The 23,000-nt window shown below is 67.2% G+C and carries 22 protein-coding genes; 13 read left to right on the top strand and 9 right to left on the bottom strand.

Going from position 1 to position 23,000, the window contains the following annotated elements; all coding sequences use genetic code 11:
- Nucleotides 1-12: 12 nt before the first annotated feature.
- Genes VSO01S_RS00550 through VSO01S_RS00530 form a run of 5 tightly spaced genes read right to left on the bottom strand, consistent with a single transcriptional unit; the run spans nucleotide 13 to nucleotide 2,790 of the window.
- Nucleotides 13-408 (bottom strand): diacylglycerol kinase, encoded by a 396-nt coding sequence (locus VSO01S_RS00550; RefSeq protein ID WP_068639845.1) that lies wholly within the window; start codon nucleotides 406-408, stop codon nucleotides 13-15.
- Complete coding sequence (locus VSO01S_RS00545) at nucleotides 401-1,000, bottom strand: RDD family protein (protein WP_084241599.1); 600 nt, start codon at nucleotides 998-1,000, stop codon at nucleotides 401-403. Before VSO01S_RS00545 ends, VSO01S_RS00550 begins: the two co-directional genes overlap by 8 nt.
- Nucleotides 997-1,797 carry a DUF3106 domain-containing protein gene (locus VSO01S_RS00540; RefSeq protein WP_245684068.1) on the bottom strand — a complete coding sequence of 267 codons (801 nt, stop codon included), beginning with the start codon at nucleotides 1,795-1,797 and terminating at the stop codon, nucleotides 997-999. The genes VSO01S_RS00545 and VSO01S_RS00540 overlap by 4 nt, the downstream gene beginning before the upstream one ends.
- Nucleotides 1,787-2,218 carry a DUF3619 family protein gene (locus VSO01S_RS00535; protein ID WP_068639879.1) on the bottom strand — a complete coding sequence of 144 codons (432 nt, stop codon included), beginning with the start codon at nucleotides 2,216-2,218 and terminating at the stop codon, nucleotides 1,787-1,789. The genes VSO01S_RS00540 and VSO01S_RS00535 overlap by 11 nt, the downstream gene beginning before the upstream one ends.
- A 5-nt stretch (nucleotides 2,219-2,223) precedes the next feature.
- Complete coding sequence (locus tag VSO01S_RS00530) at nucleotides 2,224-2,790, bottom strand: RNA polymerase sigma factor (protein ID WP_068639843.1); 567 nt, start codon at nucleotides 2,788-2,790, stop codon at nucleotides 2,224-2,226.
- Nucleotides 2,791-3,084: 294 nt separating this feature from the next.
- On the opposite strand from VSO01S_RS00530, the gene VSO01S_RS00525 reads away from it, so the two are divergent.
- The 7 genes from VSO01S_RS00525 to VSO01S_RS00495 all read left to right on the top strand — a co-directional run bounded on the left by VSO01S_RS00525 (nucleotide 3,085) and on the right by VSO01S_RS00495 (nucleotide 12,263).
- The gene (locus tag VSO01S_RS00525; protein WP_068639842.1) at nucleotides 3,085-4,869 is read left to right on the top strand and encodes an acetolactate synthase 3 catalytic subunit; all 1,785 of its coding nucleotides are present in this window, start codon (nucleotides 3,085-3,087) and stop codon (nucleotides 4,867-4,869) included.
- A 132-nt stretch (nucleotides 4,870-5,001) separates the two neighbouring features.
- Complete coding sequence (ilvN, locus tag VSO01S_RS00520) at nucleotides 5,002-5,493, top strand: acetolactate synthase small subunit (RefSeq protein ID WP_068639841.1); 492 nt, start codon at nucleotides 5,002-5,004, stop codon at nucleotides 5,491-5,493.
- 41 nt (nucleotides 5,494-5,534) lie between these two features.
- A complete protein-coding gene (ilvC, locus tag VSO01S_RS00515) occupies nucleotides 5,535-6,551 on the top strand; it encodes a ketol-acid reductoisomerase (RefSeq protein WP_068639840.1) in 1,017 nt (338 codons plus the stop codon).
- Between the two features lie 96 nt (nucleotides 6,552-6,647).
- Nucleotides 6,648-7,472 carry a CDP-diacylglycerol--serine O-phosphatidyltransferase gene (gene pssA / locus VSO01S_RS00510; RefSeq protein WP_068639839.1) on the top strand — a complete coding sequence of 275 codons (825 nt, stop codon included), beginning with the start codon at nucleotides 6,648-6,650 and terminating at the stop codon, nucleotides 7,470-7,472.
- A 186-nt stretch (nucleotides 7,473-7,658) separates the two neighbouring features.
- Nucleotides 7,659-9,362 carry a 2-isopropylmalate synthase gene (gene leuA, locus VSO01S_RS00505; protein WP_068639838.1) on the top strand — a complete coding sequence of 568 codons (1,704 nt, stop codon included), beginning with the start codon at nucleotides 7,659-7,661 and terminating at the stop codon, nucleotides 9,360-9,362.
- Between the two features lie 76 nt (nucleotides 9,363-9,438).
- Nucleotides 9,439-10,977, top strand: coding sequence for a 2-isopropylmalate synthase (locus VSO01S_RS00500; protein WP_068639837.1), 1,539 nt, complete (start codon nucleotides 9,439-9,441; stop codon nucleotides 10,975-10,977).
- A 119-nt stretch (nucleotides 10,978-11,096) separates the two neighbouring features.
- A complete protein-coding gene (locus VSO01S_RS00495) occupies nucleotides 11,097-12,263 on the top strand; it encodes a serine hydrolase (protein ID WP_068639836.1) in 1,167 nt (388 codons plus the stop codon).
- Between the two features lie 66 nt (nucleotides 12,264-12,329).
- Here the strand turns inward: VSO01S_RS00495 and VSO01S_RS00490 are convergent, their stop codons facing one another.
- The 4 genes from VSO01S_RS00490 to VSO01S_RS00475 are packed head-to-tail and all read right to left on the bottom strand — an operon-like array spanning nucleotide 12,330 to nucleotide 16,234.
- A complete protein-coding gene (locus VSO01S_RS00490; RefSeq protein WP_068639835.1) occupies nucleotides 12,330-13,151 on the bottom strand; it encodes an IclR family transcriptional regulator in 822 nt (273 codons plus the stop codon).
- Nucleotides 13,152-13,181: 30 nt separating this feature from the next.
- Complete coding sequence (locus VSO01S_RS00485; RefSeq protein ID WP_068639834.1) at nucleotides 13,182-13,931, bottom strand: arginyltransferase; 750 nt, start codon at nucleotides 13,929-13,931, stop codon at nucleotides 13,182-13,184.
- A complete protein-coding gene (aat, locus tag VSO01S_RS00480) occupies nucleotides 13,928-14,704 on the bottom strand; it encodes a leucyl/phenylalanyl-tRNA--protein transferase (protein WP_068639833.1) in 777 nt (258 codons plus the stop codon). The genes VSO01S_RS00485 and aat overlap by 4 nt, the downstream gene beginning before the upstream one ends.
- A gap of 9 nt (nucleotides 14,705-14,713) precedes the next feature.
- Nucleotides 14,714-16,234 (bottom strand): helicase HerA-like domain-containing protein, encoded by a 1,521-nt coding sequence (locus VSO01S_RS00475; protein WP_068639832.1) that lies wholly within the window; start codon nucleotides 16,232-16,234, stop codon nucleotides 14,714-14,716.
- A 121-nt stretch (nucleotides 16,235-16,355) separates the two neighbouring features.
- On the opposite strand from VSO01S_RS00475, the gene VSO01S_RS00470 reads away from it, so the two are divergent.
- From VSO01S_RS00470 to VSO01S_RS00445, 6 genes are read left to right on the top strand one after another with little or no spacing between them, the layout of a single operon-like run.
- Nucleotides 16,356-16,661, top strand: coding sequence for a phosphopantetheine-binding protein (locus tag VSO01S_RS00470; RefSeq protein ID WP_373282860.1), 306 nt, complete (start codon nucleotides 16,356-16,358; stop codon nucleotides 16,659-16,661).
- A gap of 17 nt (nucleotides 16,662-16,678) precedes the next feature.
- A complete protein-coding gene (locus VSO01S_RS00465; RefSeq protein WP_068639830.1) occupies nucleotides 16,679-17,317 on the top strand; it encodes a COG4648 family protein in 639 nt (212 codons plus the stop codon).
- Nucleotides 17,314-19,029 carry an AMP-binding protein gene (locus VSO01S_RS00460; RefSeq protein WP_068639829.1) on the top strand — a complete coding sequence of 572 codons (1,716 nt, stop codon included), beginning with the start codon at nucleotides 17,314-17,316 and terminating at the stop codon, nucleotides 19,027-19,029. The genes VSO01S_RS00465 and VSO01S_RS00460 overlap by 4 nt, the downstream gene beginning before the upstream one ends.
- 2 nt (nucleotides 19,030-19,031) lie before the next feature.
- Nucleotides 19,032-20,021 carry a lysophospholipid acyltransferase family protein gene (locus tag VSO01S_RS00455; protein ID WP_068639828.1) on the top strand — a complete coding sequence of 330 codons (990 nt, stop codon included), beginning with the start codon at nucleotides 19,032-19,034 and terminating at the stop codon, nucleotides 20,019-20,021.
- A complete protein-coding gene (locus tag VSO01S_RS00450) occupies nucleotides 20,005-20,583 on the top strand; it encodes a LolA-related protein (RefSeq protein ID WP_245684067.1) in 579 nt (192 codons plus the stop codon). Before VSO01S_RS00455 ends, VSO01S_RS00450 begins: the two co-directional genes overlap by 17 nt.
- A 19-nt stretch (nucleotides 20,584-20,602) precedes the next feature.
- Nucleotides 20,603-22,999 carry an MMPL family transporter gene (locus tag VSO01S_RS00445; RefSeq protein WP_068639826.1) on the top strand — a complete coding sequence of 799 codons (2,397 nt, stop codon included), beginning with the start codon at nucleotides 20,603-20,605 and terminating at the stop codon, nucleotides 22,997-22,999.
- The last annotated feature ends 1 nt before the right edge of the window (nucleotide 23,000 follow it).

The raw sequence follows: 23,000 nt of genomic DNA, 5'->3' as shown, positions 1-23,000 counted from the left end.
GCCCTGGGGCCTTCAGATGGCGAATCGGTGCCAGAGGGCCGCGGCCCAGATGCCGCCCGCCAGTAGCAGCGCCAGCAGCACGGCGGCGCTGCCCGTGTCCTTGGCCCGCTTGGACAGGTCGTGCCACTCCGGGCCGATGCGGTCGATGGCGGCTTCGACAGCGGTGTTGAGCAGTTCCACGATCATCACCAGCACCACGCTGCCCACCAGCGCAGCGGTTTCGACCCAATTGCGGCCCAGCCAGAAGGCCAGTGGAACGAGCACCATGGCCAGGATGGCTTCTTGCCGGAATGCGGCCTCTCCCCAGGCAGCGCGCAGGCCATTGAGAGAAATGAGGCCCGCATGCCAGACGCGGCTCAAGCCGCGCCGACCCTGCTGGGTGTTGGCTGCCGGCGCCCGCTCAGCCATGCCGCTTCGAGTCGGCCCGCACCAGGCGCGTGCCGGCGAGGGCGTCGTGCCAGAACTGCCCGAGCGGGTGAAAGCGCGAAAGAACCGCCCAGATGGCGACCCATCCGAAGACGATCACGGTGGCCTCGCCTGCACCAAGCTTGACCAAAGACAGCCCGGCCAGCGGCGGCAGGAACCAGAGCCAGCTCAGCAGGTAGCGCAGCAGGGCGCGCGGCTGGCTCAGGGGCTGGCCCTGGCGGTCGACCACGCGGATGCCCCAGGTCTTCATGGCGAGGGTCTGGCCCCGGGACCAGAACCAGGTGAAGTACACACCCAGCACAAGAAACAGAAAGCCCTGCAGCAGCGGATGCTTGCTGCCGTCGACGCCGTTGCGCATCTGAGTGAGCGTGCTGAACAGCCAGCCCGCGATGAAGACCACGGCGAACAGCAGCATGCCCTCGTAGAGCCAGCACGCCATCCGTCGCCAGAGGCCGGGGGCCGTCAATACAGCGGACGCCGCCGCAGGCAGCGGCTGGCCAGGCGGGGCATGGGAGGGGGCGGGCGATTCGGGAAGTGCTGAAGTCACGGGCGATGCCAGGGCGTTCCGCTTCATGGTGCTTCTTGCTGCCTGATCATCGCCGGCGCCGCTGCCGGGCTGGCGGGCGCAACCTGGGGCACCGACGGGGCCGTCGGCGGTGCAAGGGTTGCAGATGCAGCGCCTGCGGCGGAAGACGCGGCAGCGCCTGCCGGGGCGACAGCAGGCGCCGGCACCGCGGGAGCCGCGGGCGGGGCCAACTGGATGCGAGGTGGGTACTGGCCGCTGACGGCCGCGCTGGGAACCGGAACGAACTTCTGCGCAGGAACCGGACGCACGGGCGCCGCTGCACTCGGCGGCCTGCTGCCGGCCCGCTCGGCCAGCTTGCGCTTTTCTTCGTCGCTCAGGGCCTGGTAGGCCTCCCACTTGGCCTTGCGCTCTTCTTCGGGGGCCAGCCGCTTGACCGTGGCGAAATTCAGGCGGGCACGCGTGCGTTCCTGCGCGCTCAAGGCGGCCCATTCGGTCATTCGGCTGTGCAGCACCTGCTGGTCTTCCGGGCTCATGCTGTCGAAATTGCGCGACAGCGCGATCCACTTGCGCTTTTGCGCGGGATGCAGGCCGTTCCAGTGGGCGGACAGGGGGGCCAGCGACTGCTGCTGAGCCGGTGTCAGTTCTGTCCACAGCGGACGTGTGCTGACGGGCGTCTTCCCTTTGGCCGCAGCAGTGGCCGGTTCGGCCGCCGGCTGCTGCTGCGCCTCGGCGGGGAAGAAGGCCCCGATGCCCAGCACCAGCAGGCCGCCCAGCATCGCCTTGCCGAGGATCGACCTCGCGGCAGTGTCTTGCTGCAGGCGGGTGCTGAGGTAATCAGTGGGCAAGGCCGTTGTCACTCTTGAGGAACTGTGCAAAACCCGGGTCGGTGTAGGCAGCGGGGGGGAGGTCGCCGGTAAGAATGGCCGCATCGACCTCGGCCACCTCGCTGGCGCGGTTGTCGTCCTGGAACACACTGATGGCGATCAGCCCGGCGGCGAGCAACACCAGGGGCACGGCCGAGCCGATGCGCGTCCACCAGCCGCTGCCCAGGGTCATTGAGCCGTCGCGGCCGACCGAGGCTTCAGCGGGTGCCACGAGCGGCTGCACCAACTTGCGGCGCGCCACCGCCTGCTCCCGCCCGGCGCGCAGGCGCTCGGCGATGTCATATGGAAGATCCTGGGTGCCGGCCGAAAGCCGCTGGGCGACGCGCGCGCCAAAGCGCGCCTCCGGGCCATCGGACCCGGCGGGGGGGATGGTTGTACGAATCGTGCTCACAGTTGGATTCCCTTGGCCTTGAGCGCGCGGCTCAGTGCGTGAACGGCGCGCGAACAATGGGTCTTGACGCTGCCCTCGGAGCAGCCCATGGCGGTTGCCGTCTCGGCAACGTCCAGTTCCTCCCAGTAACGTAGCAGGAAGGCTTCGCGTTGACGACCCGGCAGCGCCGCGATTTCCGCCTCGATCTCCCGCAGGATCTGTGCCCGCCGGGTGGTGTCTTCGGCGCTTTCGGACTCGCGGGTGTCGGCAATAGGAGACAGATTTTCGAGCAGGTCGAATTCCCCGTCCTCGTCCACCGCGTCGAAGTCGCTGAGGTTGGTAAACAGTGCGCGCCGGGTCTTCTGGCGCCGGAACCAGTCCAGGGTGCAGTTCGAGAGGATGCGCTGAAACAGCATCGGCAACTCGTCGGCGGGCTTGTCGCCATAGTGCTCGGCGAGCTTCATCATGCTGTCCTGCACGATGTCGAGGGCGGCTTCCTCGTCCCGAACGTGGTAGACGGAGCGCTTGAACGCGCGTCGCTCGACACTCTTGAGGAAGTCGGAAAGTTCTTTTTCGGTGGCCAAGCGAGAGGTGGGCGCGGCGCGCTTCGTGGATGTCTTGCCTTGTCTGGCCCGCTCTGCGGCAGGCTTTTCGTGCAGCGGCGGATTATGCCCCGGGCAAGCTTTCGTACGCCCGCCGGGAAAGTACTGCGCTTGACAGTGTCATAATCACGCCTGCAAGTCAAAAGGCAAACGGGTCATAGCCCGGCGAAAATCTGGTTCGCCCATGGCTATGGTCTTAAGTCTCGCTGCGGCCTCACAAGGGTTGGCAAAGAGGCACCGAAGGTTTTTCGTTCCCGAAAATCACAAAGGTTCATCATGGAAATCTCCAAGGCGGAACTCTCCTCCGCAGCCGCCGCGTCCTCCGGGATGGGCAACCAAACCGAAGAACTCATGGGCGCCGAAGTGCTGGTCAAGGCACTGCAGGCGGAAGACGTCAAGTTCGTCTGGGGCTATCCCGGCGGTGCCGTCCTCTACATCTACGACGCCTTCTACAAGCAGGACACCATCCAGCACGTGCTGGTGCGGCACGAGCAGGCCGCGGTGCATGCGGCAGACGGCTATGCGCGCGCCACCGGCGACGTGGGCGTGGCCCTGGTCACCTCCGGCCCCGGCCTCACCAATGCGGTGACCGGCATCGCCACCGCCTACATGGATTCGATACCGATGGTGATCATCTCGGGACAGGTCCCGACGCCCGCCATCGGCCTGGATGCCTTCCAGGAGTGCGACACCGTCGGCATCACCCGGCCCATCGTCAAGCACAACTTCCTGGTCAAGGACGTCAAGGACCTGGCCGAGACGATGAAGAAGGCCTTCCACATCGCACGCAGCGGCCGCCCCGGCCCCGTGGTGGTGGACGTGCCCAAGGACGTCTCCTTCAAGAAGGTGGCCTACAACGGCTACCCGGAGAAGGTGGAAATGCGCTCGTACAACCCGGTGCGCAAGGGCCACGGCGGGCAGATCCGCAAGGCCCTGCAACTGCTGCTGACGGCCAAGCGCCCTTACATCTACAGCGGCGGCGGCGTGCTGCTGGGCAATGCCACGCAAGAGCTTCGCACCCTGGTCGACATGCTGGGCTACCCGGTCACCAACACGCTGATGGGCCTGGGTGCCTATCCGGCGAGCGACCGCAAGTTCCTGGGCATGCTGGGCATGCATGGCACGCTGGAAGCCAATCAGGCCATGCAGAACTGCGACGTGCTGCTGGCCGTGGGCGCGCGCTTCGACGACCGCGTGATCGGCAACCCCAAGCATTTCGCGCAGAACGAACGCAAGATCATCCACGTCGACATCGACCCCTCGAGCATCTCCAAGCGGGTGAAGGTCGACATCCCGATCGTCGGCGACGTGAAGGACGTGCTCACCGAGCTCATCGCCATGATCCGCGAGAGCGACACGCGTCCCGACGAGCAAGCCCTGGCCGGCTGGTGGAAGGCCATCGAAGGCTGGCGCAGCCGCGACTGCCTCAAGTACGACCGTGGCAACACCGAGGTCATCAAGCCGCAGCAGGTGGTCGAGACGCTGTGGAACATGACCAAGGACGCCGACACCTACATCACTTCCGATGTGGGCCAGCACCAGATGTGGGCGGCGCAGTACTACCGTTTCGAGGAGCCGCGCCGCTGGATCAACTCCGGTGGCCTGGGCACCATGGGCGTGGGCATTCCCTATGCCATGGGCATCAAGCTGGCCAAGCCCGATTCGGAAGTGTTCTGCATCACCGGCGAAGGCTCGGTGCAGATGTGCATCCAGGAGCTTTCCACCTGCCTGCAGTACAACACGCCGATCAAGATCGTCTCTCTCAACAACCGCTACCTGGGCATGGTGCGCCAGTGGCAGGAGATCGAATACTCCGGCCGCTACAGCCACAGCTACATGGACGCGCTGCCCAACTTCGTGAAGCTGGCCGAGGCCTATGGCCACGTCGGCATGCTGATCGAACGGCCGCAGGACGTGGAGCCGGCGCTGCGCGAGGCGCGCAAGCTCAAGGACCGGACCGTGTTCATGGACTTCCGCACCGACCCCACCGAGAACGTGTTCCCGATGGTGCAGGCCGGCAAGGGCATCACCGAAATGCTGATGGGGTCCGAGGACCTCTGAACAGAAGATGGGCCGCCTCGCACCTGCGGGGTGGCTCCTTGGTCAACCCAAACCTGACGAATCTATTGCTTGCCGAGCTCGCGCATTACCGTGCGCGGGGGAGGGCAGCGAAAAGAGGAGTCACGCAAACACATGAAACACATCATCGCTGTCCTGCTGGAAAACGAGCCTGGCGCTCTTTCCCGCGTGGTGGGCCTGTTCTCGGCCCGCGGCTACAACATCGAATCGCTCACCGTCGCGCCGACGGAAGACCCGAGCCTGTCGCGCATGACGATCCAGACCACCGGTTCTGACGACGTCATCGAGCAGATCACCAAGCACCTGAACCGCCTCATCGAGGTCGTGAAGGTGGTCGACCTGACCGAAGGCGCCTACACCGAGCGCGAGCTCATGATGGTGAAGGTGCGCGCCGTGGGCAAGGAGCGCGAAGAGATGAAGCGCATGGCCGACATCTTCCGCGGCCGCATCATCGACGTGACGGACAAGAGCTACACCATCGAACTCACCGGCGACCTGGGCAAGAACGATGCCTTTCTGCAGGCCATCGAGCGCAGCGCCATTCTCGAAACCGTGCGTACCGGGCCCAGCGGCATCGGCCGCGGCGAGCGCATCCTGCGCGTCTGACCCACCCCATCCAACTCAACCGATTTCATCTGGAGATAAACATGAAGGTTTTCTACGACAAGGACTGCGACCTGAGCCTGATCAAGGGCAAGACGGTTGCCATCATCGGCTATGGCTCGCAGGGCCATGCGCACGCGCAAAACCTCAACGACAGCGGCGTCAAGGTGGTGGTCGGCCTGCGCAAGGGCGGCGCCAGCTGGGACAAGGTCGGCAAGGCCGGCCTGAACGTGCTGGAAGTGAACGACGCGGTCAAGTCGGCTGACGTGGTCATGATCCTGCTGCCCGACGAGCAGATCGCCGAGGTCTACAAGAACAACGTCGAGCCGAACATCAAGCAGGGCGCATCGCTGGCCTTCGCGCACGGCTTCAACGTGCACTACAACCAGGTCGTGCCGCGTGCCGACCTCGACGTGTGGATGGTGGCCCCCAAGGCGCCTGGCCACACCGTTCGCAATACCTACGCCCAGGGGGGCGGCGTGCCGCACCTGGTGGCCGTGCATCAGGACAAGTCGGGCAAGGCACGCGACCTGGCCCTGTCGTACGCCATGGCCAACGGCGGCGGCAAGGCCGGCATCATCGAGACCAACTTCAAGGAAGAGACCGAGACCGACCTGTTTGGCGAGCAGGCCGTGCTGTGCGGCGGCGCGGTCGAGCTGATCAAGATGGGCTACGAGACGCTGGTGGAAGCCGGCTACGCGCCCGAGATGGCCTACTTCGAGTGCCTGCACGAACTCAAGCTGATCGTGGACCTGATCTATGAAGGCGGCATCGCCAACATGAACTACTCGATCTCGAACAACGCCGAGTACGGCGAGTACGTGACCGGCCCCGAGGTGATCAACGAGCAGTCGCGCGCGGCCATGCGCAACGCGCTCAAGCGCATCCAGAACGGCGACTACGCCAAGATGTTCATCCTGGAAGGCCGCACCGGCTACCCCAGCATGACGGCCCGCCGCCGCAACATGGCCGAGCACAGCATCGAAGTCGTGGGCGGCCAACTGCGCGCCATGATGCCCTGGATCGCCAAGAACAAGCTGGTCGACCAGACTCGCAACTAAGCCGTCGGCTTGTGAAGCAAAGGCCGTCCTTGCGGGCGGCCTTTTTCATTGCGCCGCGCCAAGTGCGCTGGCAACGCTGAACTACACTTCGCCCCCATGCATGACGACACCCCGTTGATGCCCCTCGAGCCGAAGAAGCGGCGCAAGGGCATCTACATTCTTCCCAATCTCTTCACATTGGGAGCGCTCTTCGGCGGCTTCTACGCCATCGTGATGGCGATGAACGCGCGCTTCGACCAGGCGGCGCTGGGCGTGTTCGCCGCCATGGTCCTCGACAGCCTCGACGGCCGTGTGGCGCGCATGACCAACACGCAGAGCGCCTTTGGCGAGCAGATGGACTCGCTGTCGGACATGGTGTCCTTCGGCGCGGCGCCGGCGCTCATCGCCTACGAGTGGTCGCTCAAGGGGCTGGGCCGCTGGGGCTGGATCGCTGCCTTCGTCTATTGCGCCTGCGCGGCGCTGCGGCTGGCGCGTTTCAACGTCAACACAGGCGTGATCGACAAGCGCTGGTTCCAGGGCCTGCCGTCGCCGGCGGCGGCGGCCCTGGTGGCTGGCTTCATCTGGCTCATGACGGAGTGGGGCCGGCGCGGCGGCGATGTGCTCTACCTCAGCTGGAACCAGATCACCTGGATCACCTTCGGCTTCACGCTTTACGCGGGCCTGAGCATGGTGACCAACGCGCCGTTCTACAGCTTCAAGGACGTGCAGATGAAGCGCAGTGTGCCTTTCGCGGTCATCGTGCTGATCGCGCTGGGCATTGCCGTGATCAACATCCACCCGCCGACGGTGCTGTTCAGCCTGTTCGTCGCCTATGGCCTGAGCGGGTACGTGGTGTACGCCTGGCGCAAGGCCAAGGGGCAGCAGGCCAGCGTGATCAGCGTGTCGACCGACGAGCCGGACGAGCGCGGCTTGCATAACTAGCCTGGAACTTGTGCTAGAGTTGCGCCACCATGCAAAAGATTTCGCTGGCCCTACTACTCATCCCCTTCGGGCGGAGTCGGTAGCGCACGCGCAATTTTTTCGACCAACGGCCCGTTAGCACCAGCAACGGGCCGTTTGTTTTTGGGGTTGCTGGGCTCGACAACCATCACCAGCAAGAGAGAAGCCATGTTGAAGCAACCCAGCCGCAAGTACCGCGCCTTCGCACCCGTAGGCCTCAAAGACCGCACCTGGCCGGACGCCGTCCTGACCCGCGCGCCGATCTGGCTGTCGACCGACCTGCGTGACGGCAACCAGGCGCTGGTGGAGCCCATGGATCTCGAGCGCAAGATGCGCATGTTCGAGATGCTGGTGAAGATCGGCTTCAAGGAGATCGAGGTGGGTTTCCCCTCGGCCTCGCAGGTCGAGTTCGATTTCGTGCGCAAGCTCATCGAGGAAGACCGCATCCCCGACGACGTGACGATCCAGGTGCTGACGCAGGCGCGCGACCACCTCATCGAGCGCACCTTCGAGTCGCTGCAGGGCGCACCGCGCGCCATCGTGCACCTGTACAACGCCGTGGCGCCGGTGATGCGCAAGGTGGTGCTGGGCATGGACGAGGACGGCATCGTCGAGCTGGCCACCAGCCATGCGCGCATGTTCAAGGAACTGGCCGCCACGCAGCCCGGCACCGAGTGGACCTTCCAGTATTCGCCCGAGATGTTCTCGGGCACCGACCTGGCTTTCTCCAAGCGCGTGGTCGACGCCGTGACCGAGGTCTGGGCGCCGACGCCCGCGCGCAAGTGCATCATCAACCTGCCTTCGACGGTGGAGCATTCCACGCCGAACATCTTCGCCGACATGATCGAGTGGATGCATCGCAACCTGGCGCGGCGCGACAGCATCGTGCTGTCGGTGCATCCGCACAATGACCGCGGCACCGGCACGGCCGCCGGCGAGTTCGCCCTGATGGCGGGCGCCGACCGCATCGAAGGGTGCCTGTTCGGCAACGGCGAGCGCACCGGCAACCTCGACCTGGTCAACGTCGCGCTCAATCTGTACACCCAAGGCGTTTCGCCCGAGCTGGACTTCTCGAACATCGACGAGATCCGCGCCACCGTCGAGCACTGCAACCAGTTGCCGGTGCATCCGCGCCACCCCTACGCCGGGGACCTGGTCTACACCTCTTTCTCCGGCTCGCATCAGGACGCGATCAAGAAGGCTTTCGCCGCCCGCAAGGACGACGACATCTGGGACATGCCCTACCTGCCGATCGACCCGAAGGACGTCGGCCGCAGCTACGAGGCGGTGATCCGGGTCAACAGCCAGTCGGGCAAGGGCGGCATCTCGTACCTGCTCGAGGCGGAATACGGGCTCGAGATGCCGCGCCGCCTGCAGATCGAATTCAGCCAGGTGGTGCAGCGCGAGATGGACGTGGCCGGCAAGGAGATGTCCGCGGCCGACCTGTGGGACATCTTCCAGCGCGAGTACGGCGTGGCGGCCGCGCATGCGCTCACGCACCGCGTGCTGGAAGAGCAGGGCGAGGGCGCCAACGCCCAGGTGGTGCTGCGCGGCGACCTGAAGTGGGACGGTGAAATCCGGGCCATCGAAGGCCGCGGCAACGGACCGGTCGACGCATTCATCCGGGCGCTGTCCGAAGCCACCGGGCACGCGATCCGCGTGATCGACTACCACCAGCATGCCATCGGCACGGGTGCGGACGCCCGCGCCGTGGCCTATATGGAAGTGCGGGTGGATGAATCGCGCACGCTGTTCGGCGTGGGCATCGACGCGGACATCATTTCGGCCTCGCTCAAGGCCATCGTCTCGGGCGTGACGCGCGGCCGGGGCCAGGGCGCAAAGAGCGCACAATCCGCCCTCGAAGCCGCTTGAGCTTGCGCGCAGCCGCCCCGAAAAAGGGGCGGCGTGCGCCGCAGCCCGCCGGGGGCGCACACACCAGGAGAACACGATGACCGACAAGCTGATCATTTTCGACACCACCCTGCGCGACGGCGAGCAGTCGCCAGGCGCTTCCATGACGCGCGACGAGAAGCTGCGCATTGCCCGCCAGCTCGAGCGCCTGCGGGTCGACGTGATCGAGGCGGGCTTTCCCGCCAGCTCCAACGGCGATTTCGAGGCCGTGCAGGCCATCGCCAATGTCATCAAGGAATCGACAGTGTGCGGCCTCTCGCGGGCCAACGACCGCGACATTTCGCGTGCCGCCGAGGCCCTGAAGGGCGCGGCGCGCGGGCGCATCCACACCTTCATCGCGACTTCTCCGCTGCACATGGAGAAGAAGCTGCGCATGACACCGGAAGAGGTGCTGGAGCAGGCCCGCCTGTCGGTGCGCTTCGCACGCAACCTCATGGGCGACATCGAGTTCAGCCCCGAGGACGGCTACCGCAGCGACGTGGACTTTCTCTGCCGCGTGCTGGAGGCGGTGATCCAGGAGGGCGCCACCACCATCAACGTGCCCGACACCGTGGGCTATGCCATTCCGGAGCTGTACGGCAACTTCATCAAGAACCTGCGCGAGCGCATTCCCAACAGCGACAAGGCGGTGTGGTCCGTGCACTGCCACAACGACCTGGGCATGGCGGTGGCCAACTCGCTGGCCGGCGTGAAGATCGGCGGCGCGCGCCAGGTGGAATGCACCATCAACGGCCTGGGCGAGCGCGCCGGCAACTGCTCGCTCGAGGAAATCGTGATGGCGGTGAAGACCCGCAAGGACTACTTCGGGCTGGAGCTGAACATCGACACGCCCCACATCCTGGCGGCCAGCCGCATGGTGAGCCAGACCACCGGCTTCGTGGTGCAGCCCAACAAGGCCGTGGTGGGCGCCAACGCCTTTGCCCATGCCTCGGGCATCCACCAGGACGGCGTGCTCAAGGCGCGCGACACCTACGAGATCATGCGCGCCGAAGACGTGGGCTGGACCAACAACAAGATCGTCCTGGGCAAGCTCAGCGGCCGCAATGCCTTCAAGCAGCGCCTGCAGGAACTGGGCGTGGTCATGGAGAGCGAGGCCGACATCAACACCGCGTTCTCCCGCTTCAAGGAACTGGCGGATCGCAAGAGCGAAATTTTCGATGAAGACATCCTCGCCCTTGTCAGCGACGAGGAAGGTTCGCACGTTGGTGAGCGATTCAGCTTTGTTTCTTTGTCTCAACACAGCGAAACCGGTGAGCGGCCCCAGGCGCGCATCGTGTTCACGGTGGAGGGCAAGGAGGTGACCGGTGAATCCGACGGAAACGGCCCGGTCGATGCCTCCTTGAAGGCCATCGAGTCGCACGTGAAGAGCGGCGCGGAAATGGTGCTCTATTCGGTCAACGCCATCAGTGGTTCGACCGAAAGCCAGGGAGAAGTCACCGTCCGCCTGCAGAACGCGGGCCGGGTCGTCAACGGCGTCGGGGCCGATCCCGACATCGTGGTGGCGTCGGCCAAGGCTTATCTGAGTGCCCTCAACAAGTTGCAGAGCCAAGCTGAGAGAGTCGCGGCTCAAGGTTAGTTACGAAATGTAGTCCTTGGTATTCGCTGGAAGAAGGGGCCGCAAGTAACTGATATTGCGTGTTTTTTTGTTAATAGGTAAACTGCGGTCCCATTTCCACCCCCGCTGGAGAGTTTTCAATGCCCGAAGCCCATCCCGGCCGAGTTCCAAGCCAGCGGATCCTGCGCACACTCGCCGCCGCGTTTTTTGCGACGGCTTTTTTGTTGTCCGGCGCCCACGCAGCGTCGTCGAAGAAGGAAGTAGCCTCCAAGAAGCAGGCGACTTCCACCAAATCCGCCGCCAAGCCGGCGTCCAAATCCCCGGCCAAGGCCACTCGTACCGCCAAGGCGCCTGCCGTCGAGAAGACTGCCCGTGGCGGACGCAACGTCACCGCTACCCTGAGCAAGCGCGGTGGCAAGTCGGTCGTCACGGTTCAGCGCCGCTCGGTGGTGCGCATGGCCGAGCCGGCCCGCCAATCCTTCGGCCAGCTCGCCGGCCTTCATGGCACCGACGATGTGCTCGACCTGAAGTCCAGCGTGGCGCTGGTGGTCGACCAGGACACGCGAGAAGTGCTGTTCAGCAAGAACGACCAGGCCGTGCTGCCCATTGCCTCCATCACCAAGCTGATGACCGGCGTGCTGATCAGCGAGGCACACCTGCCGTCCGAGGAGATGATCACCATCACCCAGGATGACGTGGACACCGAGAAGCACAGCAGCTCGCGCCTGCGCGTGGGCACGTCGCTGCCCCGCGGCGAACTGCTGCACCTGGCCCTCATGTCCAGCGAGAACCGTGCTGCGCACGCGCTGGGCCGCACCTACCCGGGCGGCATCGATACCTTCGTGGCCATGATGAATGCCAAGGCCCGTTCGATCGGCATGCACGACACCCGCTATGTCGAGCCCACGGGCCTATCCAGCGGCAACCAGTCCAGCGCGCGCGATCTGGCGCTGCTGGTGAACTACGCCTATGCCGATCCCACGCTGCGCCAGCTCACCACCTCGCCCGAGCGCGTGGTCGAAGTGGGCAGCCGGACGCTGCAGTTCAACACCACCAACCGCCTGGTAAAGAACCCCGACTGGGACATCGGCCTGCAGAAGACCGGCTACATCTCCGAGGCCGGCCAGTGCCTGGTGATGCAGGCCCGCATTGCCGGCCGCAAGCTGATCATGGTTTTCCTGGATTCCGCCGGCAAGCTCAGCCGCCTCGGCGACGCCGAGCGTGTGCGCCGCTGGGTGGAGGCCACCCAGGTGATGGCGCCGGCTGCCAGCCACACGCCGGTGGCAAGCGCGCACGCCGCCAGCTGATACGCGCCAGAGCCGCAAACGAAAAGCCCGCCATCGGCGGGCTTTTTCATTGAGCAGGCGAGGCCCTCAGGCGGCGGAATCTGTAGCCGGCGCGGCCGGTGCCTGCGGCGCTTCGGCCTTGTAGCCCAGCGCCCCCGAGATTTCGTTGGCGGTGGCCTGCAGCTTGGGCAGCCAGCCGTCGTCCAGCCGATCGGCCGGCGCCGACACCGACAGGCCGGCCACGAGCTTGCCCTGGTCGTCGTAGATGCCGGCCGCCATGCAGCGCACACCCAGCTCCAGCTCTTCGTTGTCGCGGGCGATGCCGTACTGGCGCGCCTTGGCAAGTTCGCGCTCGAGCACCGGCAGCTGCGTGATGCTGTTTCTGGTGTGGCCAGCCAGGCCCGTGCGGGTGGCGTAGCTGCGCACGCGCTGGGGGTCGTCCAGTGCCAGGAACAGCTTGCCGGTCGAGGTCAGGTGCAGGGGCGCACGGCCGCCGATGGCACGCACCACCTGCATGCCGGAGCGCTCGCTGTAGGCGCGCTCGATGTACACGATCTCGTCGCCCTGGCGCATGCTCAAGTTGACCGGCTGCTGCGTCAGCTTGTGCAGCTCGCGCATGGGGGCGAGCGCAGCGTCGCGCACGTTCAGGCGGCCCTTGACCAGATTGCCCAGCTCCAGCAGGCGCATGCCCAGGCGGTAGCTGCCAGCCTCGGGGCGATCGACAAAGCGCCCGACCGCCAGGTCGTTCAGGATGCGGTGGGCGGTGGAGGGGTGCAGGCCCGTCTTTTCGCTGATTTCCTTCAGCGAAATGGCTTCCTCGCGGGACGCCAGGACATCGATCAGCGCAAACATGCGCTCGATCACCTGGATGACCGGTGCGGCAGGGATATCTGATTGTGTTTTTCTCATGGCTCGGCAGCTGGGAATCTGCCGGCCATTTTACTTGGTGAAATCGGATTGCGCTTGCCAGCGTCCATCAATCAGTACTTCATTGGGGGAATAGCGCGCCTTGTAGCTCATCTTGGCGCTGCCGGCGATCCAGTAACCAAGGTAGACGTGCGGCAGGCCCAGCTGGCGCGCCTGCTCGATCTGCCACAGGACGCTGTAGTTGCCGTAGCCCGCGCCCGGCTCGGGCTCGTAGAAGGTATAGACGGCTGACAGGCCGTCGTTCAGCACGTCCAGGATGGACACCATCTTCAGCGCTCCGGCGCTGCCGTCCGGCAGCGTCTCGCGAAACTCCACCAGCCTCGAATTGACCCGGCTTTGCAGCAGGAACTGGGTGTACTGGTCGATGCTGTCGTGGTCCATGCCGCCGCCCGCATGGCGGCCGTTCTGGTAGCGCAGGTAGAGCTGGTAGTGCTCGGGCACGAAGCACAGCTTGAGCACCCGCGCCTGCAGGTTGGCATGCTTGGCGTGCGCGCGGCGCTGGCTGCGGGTGGGCTTGAACTCGGCCACCTTCACCCGAAGCGGCACGCAGGCCTGGCAGCCGTCGCAGTAGGGGCGATAGGTGAACATGCCGCTGCGCCGGAAGCCGCCCAGCACCAGGTCGGAGTACGCGTCGCTGTGAATCAGGTGGCTGGGCGTGGCCACTTGCGACCGGGCCAGGCGATCCGGCAGGTAGCTGCACGGGTAGGGCGCCGTTGCATAGAACTGCAAGGTCTGAAGCGGGAGATCCTTGAGGTGCGTCACGTCGTCGAAGCGGGTCGCGTGAGGAGTGTGTTCCAGTATACGGGCTCGAAATCCCACTGTGGCGGTGGCAGTTGCGCGGCCTGCGCCACCTTGGAAAGAAAGGCGCTGCGCGGCATTTCGGCCGCGCCCATGCTGGCCAGGTGCGCGGTGTTCTGCTGGCAGTCGATCTGCGCGATGCCGTGGTGGCGGCAGAAGGCCACCAGTGCGGCCAGCGCGATCTTCGAGGCGTCGGGCTGCAGCGCGAACATCGATTCGCCGAACACGGCGCGGCCGATGCCCACGCAGTACAGGCCGCCCGCCAGGTGGCCGTCGATCCAGGTTTCCACGCTGTGGGCGTGGCCGGCCCGGTGCATGTGGGTGTAGGCCTCGATCATCTTGGGCAGGATCCAGGTGCCCGACTGGCCGGCGCGCGGCACGCGGGAGCAGGCGTCGATGACCGCCTCGAAGTCGTGGTCGAAGCGAATCTCGCAGCGCGGGTCGGCGGCAAAGCGGCGCAGCGTCCTGGCCAGGGAACGGTGCAGGCGGAAGCGCTCGACCTGCAGCACCATGCGCGGGTCGGGGCTCCACCACAGGATGGGCTGGCCCTCGCTGAACCAGGGAAATACGCCGCCGCGATAGGCCCTGAGGAGGCTGTCCACGTCGAGCGCGCCGCCGGCCGCCAGCAGGCCGGGCACCGGGTCCTGCGATCCCCAGGCCTGGGCGGCCGGGGGCAACGCCTCGCCGGGTGCCAGCCAGGGCAGTTGTCGGGGGCGTGGCTGGCGCGTCACCGCCATCGCAGGGCTTCAGCGCCCCTTCTTGCCGCCGAAGATGCCGCCCAGCACGCCGCGCAGGATCTCGCGGCCCGCGGTGGTGCCCATGGTGCGCACGGCCGACTTGGCCATGGTCTGGACCAGGCCGTCACGCTTGCCGCCGCGCGGGCCGGTGGAACCGAAGAGCAGGTCATTCAAGCCATCCATCAGCCCGCCTTCCTGGGAGGCTGCGGTGCCGGGCTTGCCCGGCGCGGCGCCAGCCGGCGCGTCTGGTGCGCTTTCAACGCGGCCCTTGAGCTTTTCGTACGCGGATTCGCGGTCCACGACCTTCTCGTAGACGCCGGCCACAAGCGAGCCGGCCATCAGCTGCTGGCGCTGCTGCGGCGTGATCGGGCCGATCTGGCTGCCGGGCGGCAGCACATAGGCGCGCTCGGTCACGCTGGGTCGGCCCTTGGGGTCGAGGAAGCTCACCAGCGCTTCGCCCACCGCCAGTTCGGTGATCGCCGCTTCGATGTCCAGCCCCGGCTTCTGCCGCATGGTGGTGGCGGTGGCCTTCACCGCCTTCTGGTCGCGGGGCGTGAAGGCCCGCAGCGCGTGCTGCACGCGGTTGCCGAGCTGGGCGAGCACGGTGTCGGGAATGTCCAGCGGGTTCTGGGTGACGAAGAACACGCCGACGCCCTTGGAGCGCACCAGGCGCACCACCAGCTCGATGCGTTCGATCAGCGCCTTGGGCGCGTCGTTGAACAGCAGGTGCGCTTCGTCGAAGAAGAACACCAGCTTGGGCTTGTCGGGGTCGCCGATCTCGGGCAGCTGCTCGAACAGCTCCGACAGCATCCACAGAAGGAAGGTGGCATACAGCCGGGGCGAGTTCATGAGTTTGTCGGCGGCCAGGATGTTCACCACCCCCTTGCCCCCCTCCGTCTGCATGAAGTCGCTGATGTTGAGCATCGGCTCGCCGAAGAACTTGTCTCCCCCCTGGGTCTCGATGGCGAGCAGTCCGCGCTGGATGGCGCCCACGCTGGCGGCGCTGATGTTGCCGTACTGGGTGGTGAAGTCCTTGGCGTTGTCGCCCACGTGCTGCAGCATGGCGCGCAGGTCTTTCAGATCAAGCAGCAGCAGGCCGTTGTCGTCCGCGATCTTGAACACCAGGTTGAGGACGCCCGCCTGGGTTTCGTTCAGGTCCAGCATGCGGCCCAGCAGCAGCGGGCCCATGTCGGACACCGTGGCGCGCACCGGATGGCCCTGTTCGCCGAACACGTCCCAGAGCGTAACCGGGCAGGCCTGCGGCGCGGGCGGCTCGATGCCGCGCTCCTTCAGGGTGGCGGCCAGCTTGTCGCCGATGCTGCCGGCCTGGCTGATGCCCGTCAGGTCGCCCTTGACGTCGGCCATGAAGACCGGCACCCCGATGCCCGAGAGGCGTTCCGCCAGCGTTTGCAGGGTGACCGTCTTGCCGGTGCCGGTGGCGCCGGTGATCAACCCGTGCCGGTTGGCCAGCCCCGGCAGCAGGGCGCATTCGATGTCGCCGTGCCGGGCGATCAGTAGAGGGTCAGCCATGGGGACTCCGAGGAAATGGTAGCTTCGATGGGGCCCCAGTCTATCCAATGGCCCCTCCCTATAATTTGCATTCTTGCCGTGTATGTTGCGGCGCTCAACCTGTTGGAGTTTCCCTTTGTCATTGACCGCAGAGTCCTCTAAGCCTTCCGCTGGCGGTGCCAACGAGCAATCGCCGCTCGAGAACGAATTGGCCGTGTTGCTGGTGGAGGCGCTCAATCTCGAGGTGGCCGCCGCGGACATTGCGCCCGAAGCGCCCCTGTACGGCGAGGGCCTGGGCCTGGACTCGATCGACATCCTGGAAGTGGCGCTCGAGGTTTCGCGCCGCTACGGCTTCCAGTTGCGCTCGGATGACGAGCGCAACCAGCAGATCTTTTCGTCGTTGCGCAGCCTGGCGGCGCACGTCGCACAGAACCGCACCGCGCCCTGAGCGCGCTGCAACCCGCCATGTCGCAATGGCGCCTGGTACTGATTCTGGTGGCTGGGCTGGCGTATGCCGGCCTGTCGCACTGGATGATGCTCTACCACGCAACCGCTCCCTGGGCGCTTGCTGCCTTGTTTGCCCCGCTGTGGCTGGCCGTGCTGGGCCTGGGCGCCAATCGCTTCGGCTGGGTCGGCGCACTGCTGGCGCTGCTCGCGGGCGGTGTGCTGATCTATGTGATTTCCCACGGCGAGGCCGGTAATCCCAATCGCCTGTATGTGCTGCAGCACGTGGGCATCAACGTGGTGCTGTGTGCCTGGTTTGCCAGCACCCTGCGGCCTGGGCGCCTGTCCCTCATCGGGGAATTTGCGCAGCGCGTCCATCCGCTGTCCGACGACATGCGCGCCTATTCCGCCAAGGTCACGGCCGTGTGGGTGGGCTATTTCGCGCTGATGGCGCTGGTGTCCGTCGCCATCTACCTCACCCTGTCTTTCAGTGCCTGGTCGCTGCTGGCGAATGTGCTGACGCCCCTTTGCGTGGTGGCGCTCTTCGTGGGCGAGCATTTCATGCGCTACCGCCTGCATCCGGAATTCGAGCGTTCGCGCCTGGTCGACGTCGTGCGCGTGGCCATGGGCGGCCGCTCCGACCGAGCTTTTCACCAATGAACGCCTTGACGTCCGCGGCGGGCCAGTCGGCCCTGCCGCTCCTTGCCAGCCGGGACCTCGACGCGCCCATGGCGTGGAAGGCCGGCGTGCCGGTCAGCGCGCGGCGCTTCCTGGCCGACGCGCAACAACTGGCATCCGCGCTGCCGGAGGGTGGCCCGGCCATCAACCTGTGCACCGACCGCTATGCCTTCGCCGTGGGCCTGGCGGCCGCGCTGCTGCGCGGCCAGGCCAGCCTGTTGCCGCCGGATGCGCGGCCCGACACGCTGGCGCGCCTGCATGAATCGGGCGACCGCTGCTATGCCCTGACGGACGACCCGGCCCTGGTGACGCCGGGCCTGGAGCGCGTGCTGTATCAAACGGCGGTATCCGGCGAGGTGGCGGCTGATGCCGTCGCCAGCATCCCGGCTTTCGACGGCCGGTGCCACGCGGTGAGCCTGCTCACCTCCGGTTCCACGGGCGTGCCGCAGGCCCATGCCAAGCGCTGGGACACCCTGGTGGGCGACGTGGCGGCTGCGGTTCCGCGCCTCGCGTCGCTGCTGGGCAGGCCCTCGCTCGACGGCCTGACGCTGGTGGCGACAGTGCCCGTGCAGCACAGCTATGGGCTCGAGTCGTCGGTATTGCTCGCCATGCTGGGCGGCGCGGCTTTCGACAGCGGGCGTCCGTTCTTTCCGGCCGATATCGCCCGGGCCCTGGCGGCCGTTCCGCGTCCCCGGGCCCTGGTCACCACGCCGTTCCACCTGAAGACGCTGCTGCTGTCGGGCGTCGAGTTGCCGCCGGTCGACTTCATTCTTTCGGCCACCGCGCCGCTGTCGCCGCAGCTGGCGGCACAAGCCGAAGAAGCCCTGGGCGGGCCGATGATCGAGATCTACGGCAGCACTGAAACCGGCCAGGTGGCGACACGCCGCACCACGCAGACCGATGTGTGGGAAACGCTCGGCGATATCCGCGTGCATGCCGAGCATGGCGAGGCGGGCGAACGCTTCATCTTCGCAGGCGATTTCGTGCCGGAGCCCACGCCCATGGCCGACATCCTCGAACTCATCGACGAGCGGCGCTTCCGCTTGCTGGGCCGTGCCAACGACCTGATCCATGTGGCGGGGCGGCGCAGCTCGCTGGGCTACCTCAACTACCACCTCAACAGCATTCCCGGGGTGCAGGACGGTGCCTTCTGGCTGCCCGACGACGTGGCCGACGGCGTGGTGCGCCCCGTCGCCCTGGTGGTGGCGCCCGAGGTGTCGAACGAAGACATCGTCGCGCAGCTTCGCCAGCGGCTCGAGGCGGTGTTCGTGCCCCGGCGCGTCGTGCACGTGAAGGCCTTGCCGCGTGAGGCCACCGGCAAGCTGGTCGTGCGCACCTTGAACGAATTCGCGCGGGCGCAACTGGCGGCGGACGGCGACACGGTTCGTCTCACGCGCGAGGTGCCTGCCGACCATCCAGCCTTCCCGGGCCACTTCCCCGGCCAGCCCCTGCTGCCGGGCGCCTTGATCCTGTCCGAGGTGCGCGAGGCCATCGGCAGCGTGCCGGCCTTGGTCGCACGCCTGGGGGCCCAGCCCACCCTGGCCGCCGCCAAGTTCCTGGCGCCGGTCGGCCCCCAGTCCACCTTGACCATCGAACTGCAGCCCGAGGCAGGGCCGGCGGGCGGCGTGCGCTTCGAGGTCCGCTGCGGCGACGTGGTGGCCGCCAGCGGCCGCTGGGTCCGCGGCGCGGAGTGAGCATGAGCCGCCCGCCGCTGCAAGCACACGCCGGTGCCCAGGCCACGCCGGACGCCGGCGACTGGGCGCGCACGCCCGAGCGCAGCAACATGCTGGTGTTGCGCTTCTTCTGCTGGCTGGCGCTGACCTGCGGGCGTCGCGTCGTGCGCCTGATCCTGCCGGCCGTGAGCTTCTACTTCCTGCTGTTCTCGCCGAGCCAGCGGCGGCACATCAAGCGCTACCTGCGGCGCACGGTGGGCGAGGAGCGCATGAGCTGGCACGACGGCTACCGGCTGATCCATGCCTTTGCCTCGGTCGTGCTCGACCGGGTGTATTTCCTGCGCGGACGCCACGACCTGTTCACCTTCGATGTGAAGGGCGCCCCGGCCCTGGATGCCGAAGTGGCCGCCGGCCGAGGCGCCTTCCTGATCGGCGCGCATGTGGGCAGCTTCGAGGCGGTGGGCGCGAGCCGCTACACCAGCGATGCACCGGACCAGCTGCGCCTGGCCATGCTCATGTACCCCGACAACGCGCAGCAGATCAACTCGGTGCTCGAAGCCATCAGCGAGCCGCGCTTTCGCCCCGAGGTGATCGCGCTGGGCCGGCCCGAAGCCATGCTGCGCCTGCGCGACTGGCTGGACGCCGGCGGCATGGCCGGCCTGCTGGCCGACCGCACCCTGCCCAAGAGCGACGAAACCGCGGGGCAGCGCGGCGACAGCGTCGAGCTGCCGTTCCTGGGGCAGGCGGCCTGCTTCAACGACGGGCCTTTCCGCCTGGCGGCACTGCTGCGGCGCAAGGTCTTCTTCATGGCAGGGCTGTACCTGGGCGGGTCACACTACGAGGTGCGCTTCGAGCCGCTGGCCGATTTCAGCCGGGGCACCCCGGGCGCCGAGCGCGAGACGCAGATCCGCGCGGCACTCGAGACCTATGTCGCCCGCCTGGAGGCGCTGTGCCGCGAACATCCGCACAACTGGTTCAACTTCCATGATTTCTGGCTTGAAGACGCGACTTGATGCCATCTTGCTGGGCCTGGCGCTGCTGCTGTCCGCCGCATCGCCTGCCTGGGCCTTCGACCTGTCCGAGCTGATGTCCCAGCTGGCGCGGCAAAAGAGCGGCGAGGCGGGCTTTGTCGAACAGCGTTTCGTGCGCGGCGTGGACGGCCCGTTGAATTCGGCCGGCACGCTGAGCTTCACCGCGCCCGACAAGCTGGCGCGCAAGACCGTGACGCCGCGGCCCGAATCGATGATGGTGGACGGCAACACCCTGACCCTGTCGCGCGCCGGCCGCACCCGCACCCTGACGCTGGACAGCATGCCCGAGCTGCAGGGCATGGTGGACGCGCTGCGCGGCACGCTCATGGGCGATTCGAAGCTGCTGCAGCAGCACTTTCGCACCGAACTGGCCGGCAGCCCCGCCAACTGGACGCTGGACCTGAAGCCGCTCGACGAGCGCCTGGCCTCGCAGGTCAAGAGCGTGCGCCTGAGCGGCCGCCAGGGGCAGGTGCTGGGCGTGGAGATGGAGTTCATCGGGGGCGACCGCTCCGTGATGACGATCACGCCCAAGGCGTCCTCCTGATCCGGCGGGCCCCCAACGCATGAGCAGCCAGGCCCCGGACCGCCCGCCGCATCGCTGGATCGCGCTGCTGGTCTGGCTGGCCGTGCTCGTGGCCGGCGTGCTGGTCATCAAGAACGCGCGTTTCAGCGCCGACCTGTCGGCCTTCCTGCCCGCCCGGCCGGATGCGCGCCAGCAGATGCTCATCGAGCAGCTGCAAAGCGGCGTTGCGTCGCGCAGCCTGCTGATCGGCATCGAAGGCGGGGCCGACGCGCAGCAGCGCGCCCAGCTGTCCAGCGCCATGGCCAAGTCGCTGCGGGCCAGCGGCCTCTTTGAACAAGTGCAGAACGGCGAGACTGCCGACTGGACCGAGGCCGGCAGCTGGCTGCTGGCGCACCGCTATCAGCTGGCGCCTGACCTGAACGAAGAGCGCTTCACCGTGCAGGGCCTGCGCGACGCCATCCTCGACACGCTGTCGCTGCTGGGCACGCCGGCGGGCAATGCCTTCAAGCCCTTGCTCGAAAGGGATCCGACTGGCGAGATGGCGCACATCGCCGAGGGGCTCATCCCGGCCAGCTCGCCGCGCAGCGAGCAGGGCGTGTGGGTGTCGCGAACCGCCCCGCGCGCCATCCTGCTGGCCACCACCAAGGCCGCCGGCAGCGACCTGGACGCCCAGGAACAGGCCCTGGCCGAAGTGCGTGCGGCTTTCGACCGCGCACTGCAGGGCAGCCAGGGCGCGGCGCCGCGCCTGCTGGTGAGCGGCGCGCCGGTCTTCTCGGTGCAAAGCCGCGCGCAGATCAAGGGCGAGGCCTTCCACCTCGCGGTAGTGGGCGGCATCGTGGTGGGTTGCCTGCTGCTGCTGGCCTTTGCCTCGCCGCGGGCGCTGGTCATCGCCATGCTGCCGGTGGCCACCGGCGTGGTGGTAGGCACGGCGACGGTGGCGCTGGGCTTCGGGCATGTGCACGGTCTGACCATCGCCTTCGGCAGCACACTGATCGGCGAGACCATCGACTACGCCATCTACTACCTGATCCAGGCCCGCCAGGGCGTGCCAGGCGCGCCGCGCGGCAGCGGCTGGCGCCACTGGCGCGACGTGCACTGGCCCACGGTACGCCTGGGCCTGCTGACCTCCGTCTGCGGCTTCGCCGCCCTGGTGTTCTCCGGCTTCCCGGGACTGGCGCAGCTGGGCGTGTTCTCGCTGGCCGGCCTGGTTGCGGCGGCCCTGGCCACGCGCTACGTGCTGCCCGTGTTTGCGCCCGACGGCGCCTCCGGCAAGGGCCTGCGCCGCCACATGGCGCAGCTTGCGGCCTGGGTGCTGCATGCGCTGCCGCGCCTGCGCTGGCCCTTGCTGGCCCTGTGCGTGGCATCGGCTGCCTTGCTGTTCTGGCAGCGCGGCGACCTGTGGAGCGCGGGGCTGGGCGCCATGAGCCCGGTGCCGGCCAGCGCGCAGGAAACCGATGCGCAGCTGCGCGCCGACCTGGGGGCCAGCGACGCGCGCACCCTCGTCATCGTCCAGGGTGCGGATGAGGAGGCCACGCTGCAGGCCGTCGAGGCGGCCAGCCAGCGCCTGCAGCCGCTGGTCGATGACGGCCAACTGGCCGGGTTCGATGCCGTCACCCGCGTGTTGCCCAGCCTGGCAGCCCAGCGTGCGCGGCAGCACAGCCTGCCCGATGCGCAGACCCTGCGGCAGCGCCTCGCCGAAGCGCTGCGCGGGCTGCCGCTGGCGCCCTCGCGCCTGGAAGCCTTCGTGGAGGAAAGCACGCAGGCCAGGTCCATGCCACCCATTCGCCATGCAGACTTGATGAGCGGGCCGCTGGCCCCCATCGTCAACGCCATGTTGCTGCAGCGCCCGGGCGGTGGCTGGAGTTCGGTGATTTCGCTGCACACGGCGCCCAGCTTCGACGCGCAGCGTTTGCGCCAGGCGCTGGCCGGGCTGCCCTCGACCCAGGTGATCGACGTCAAGGTGGAACTCGACAGCCTCTATGGCCGCTACCTGAGCGAGGCTTTCGTGCAGGTGCTGGCCGGCGCGCTGTCGGTGGTCGTGCTGCTGGGCCTGTACCTGCGCTCCGGCCCGCGCCTGCTGGCGGTGTGCCAGCCGCTGGTGCTGGCCGTGCTGCTCACGCTGGGCGGGCTGGCGGCGCTGGGGGTGCCGCTGGGCATCCTGCACCTGGTCGGGCTGCTGCTGGTGGTGGCGGTCGGCTCCAACTATGCGCTGTTCTTCGACCAGCTGCGCGTCACCGGCCGCGCCGACGAAGACACGCTGGCGTCGCTCCTGCTGGCCAATTTGACGACGGTGGTGTCCTTCGGGCTCATCGCCATCTCGCAGATACCTTCGCTGGCGGCCATCGGCCGGGTCGTGGCGCCCGGGGCGCTGCTCGCCTTGCTGTTGTCGGCCGCCTTTGCGCGTGCACGGGCATCGTCCGGTGCATCGTCGGCTTGAG

Source organism: Variovorax soli NBRC 106424 (assembly GCF_001591385.1).
In the GTDB taxonomy this organism is placed as follows: domain Bacteria; phylum Pseudomonadota; class Gammaproteobacteria; order Burkholderiales; family Burkholderiaceae_C; genus Variovorax; species Variovorax soli.
The sequence above is the reverse complement of the archived record's forward strand: the minus strand, read 5'-3'. Positions and strand labels throughout refer to the sequence as shown.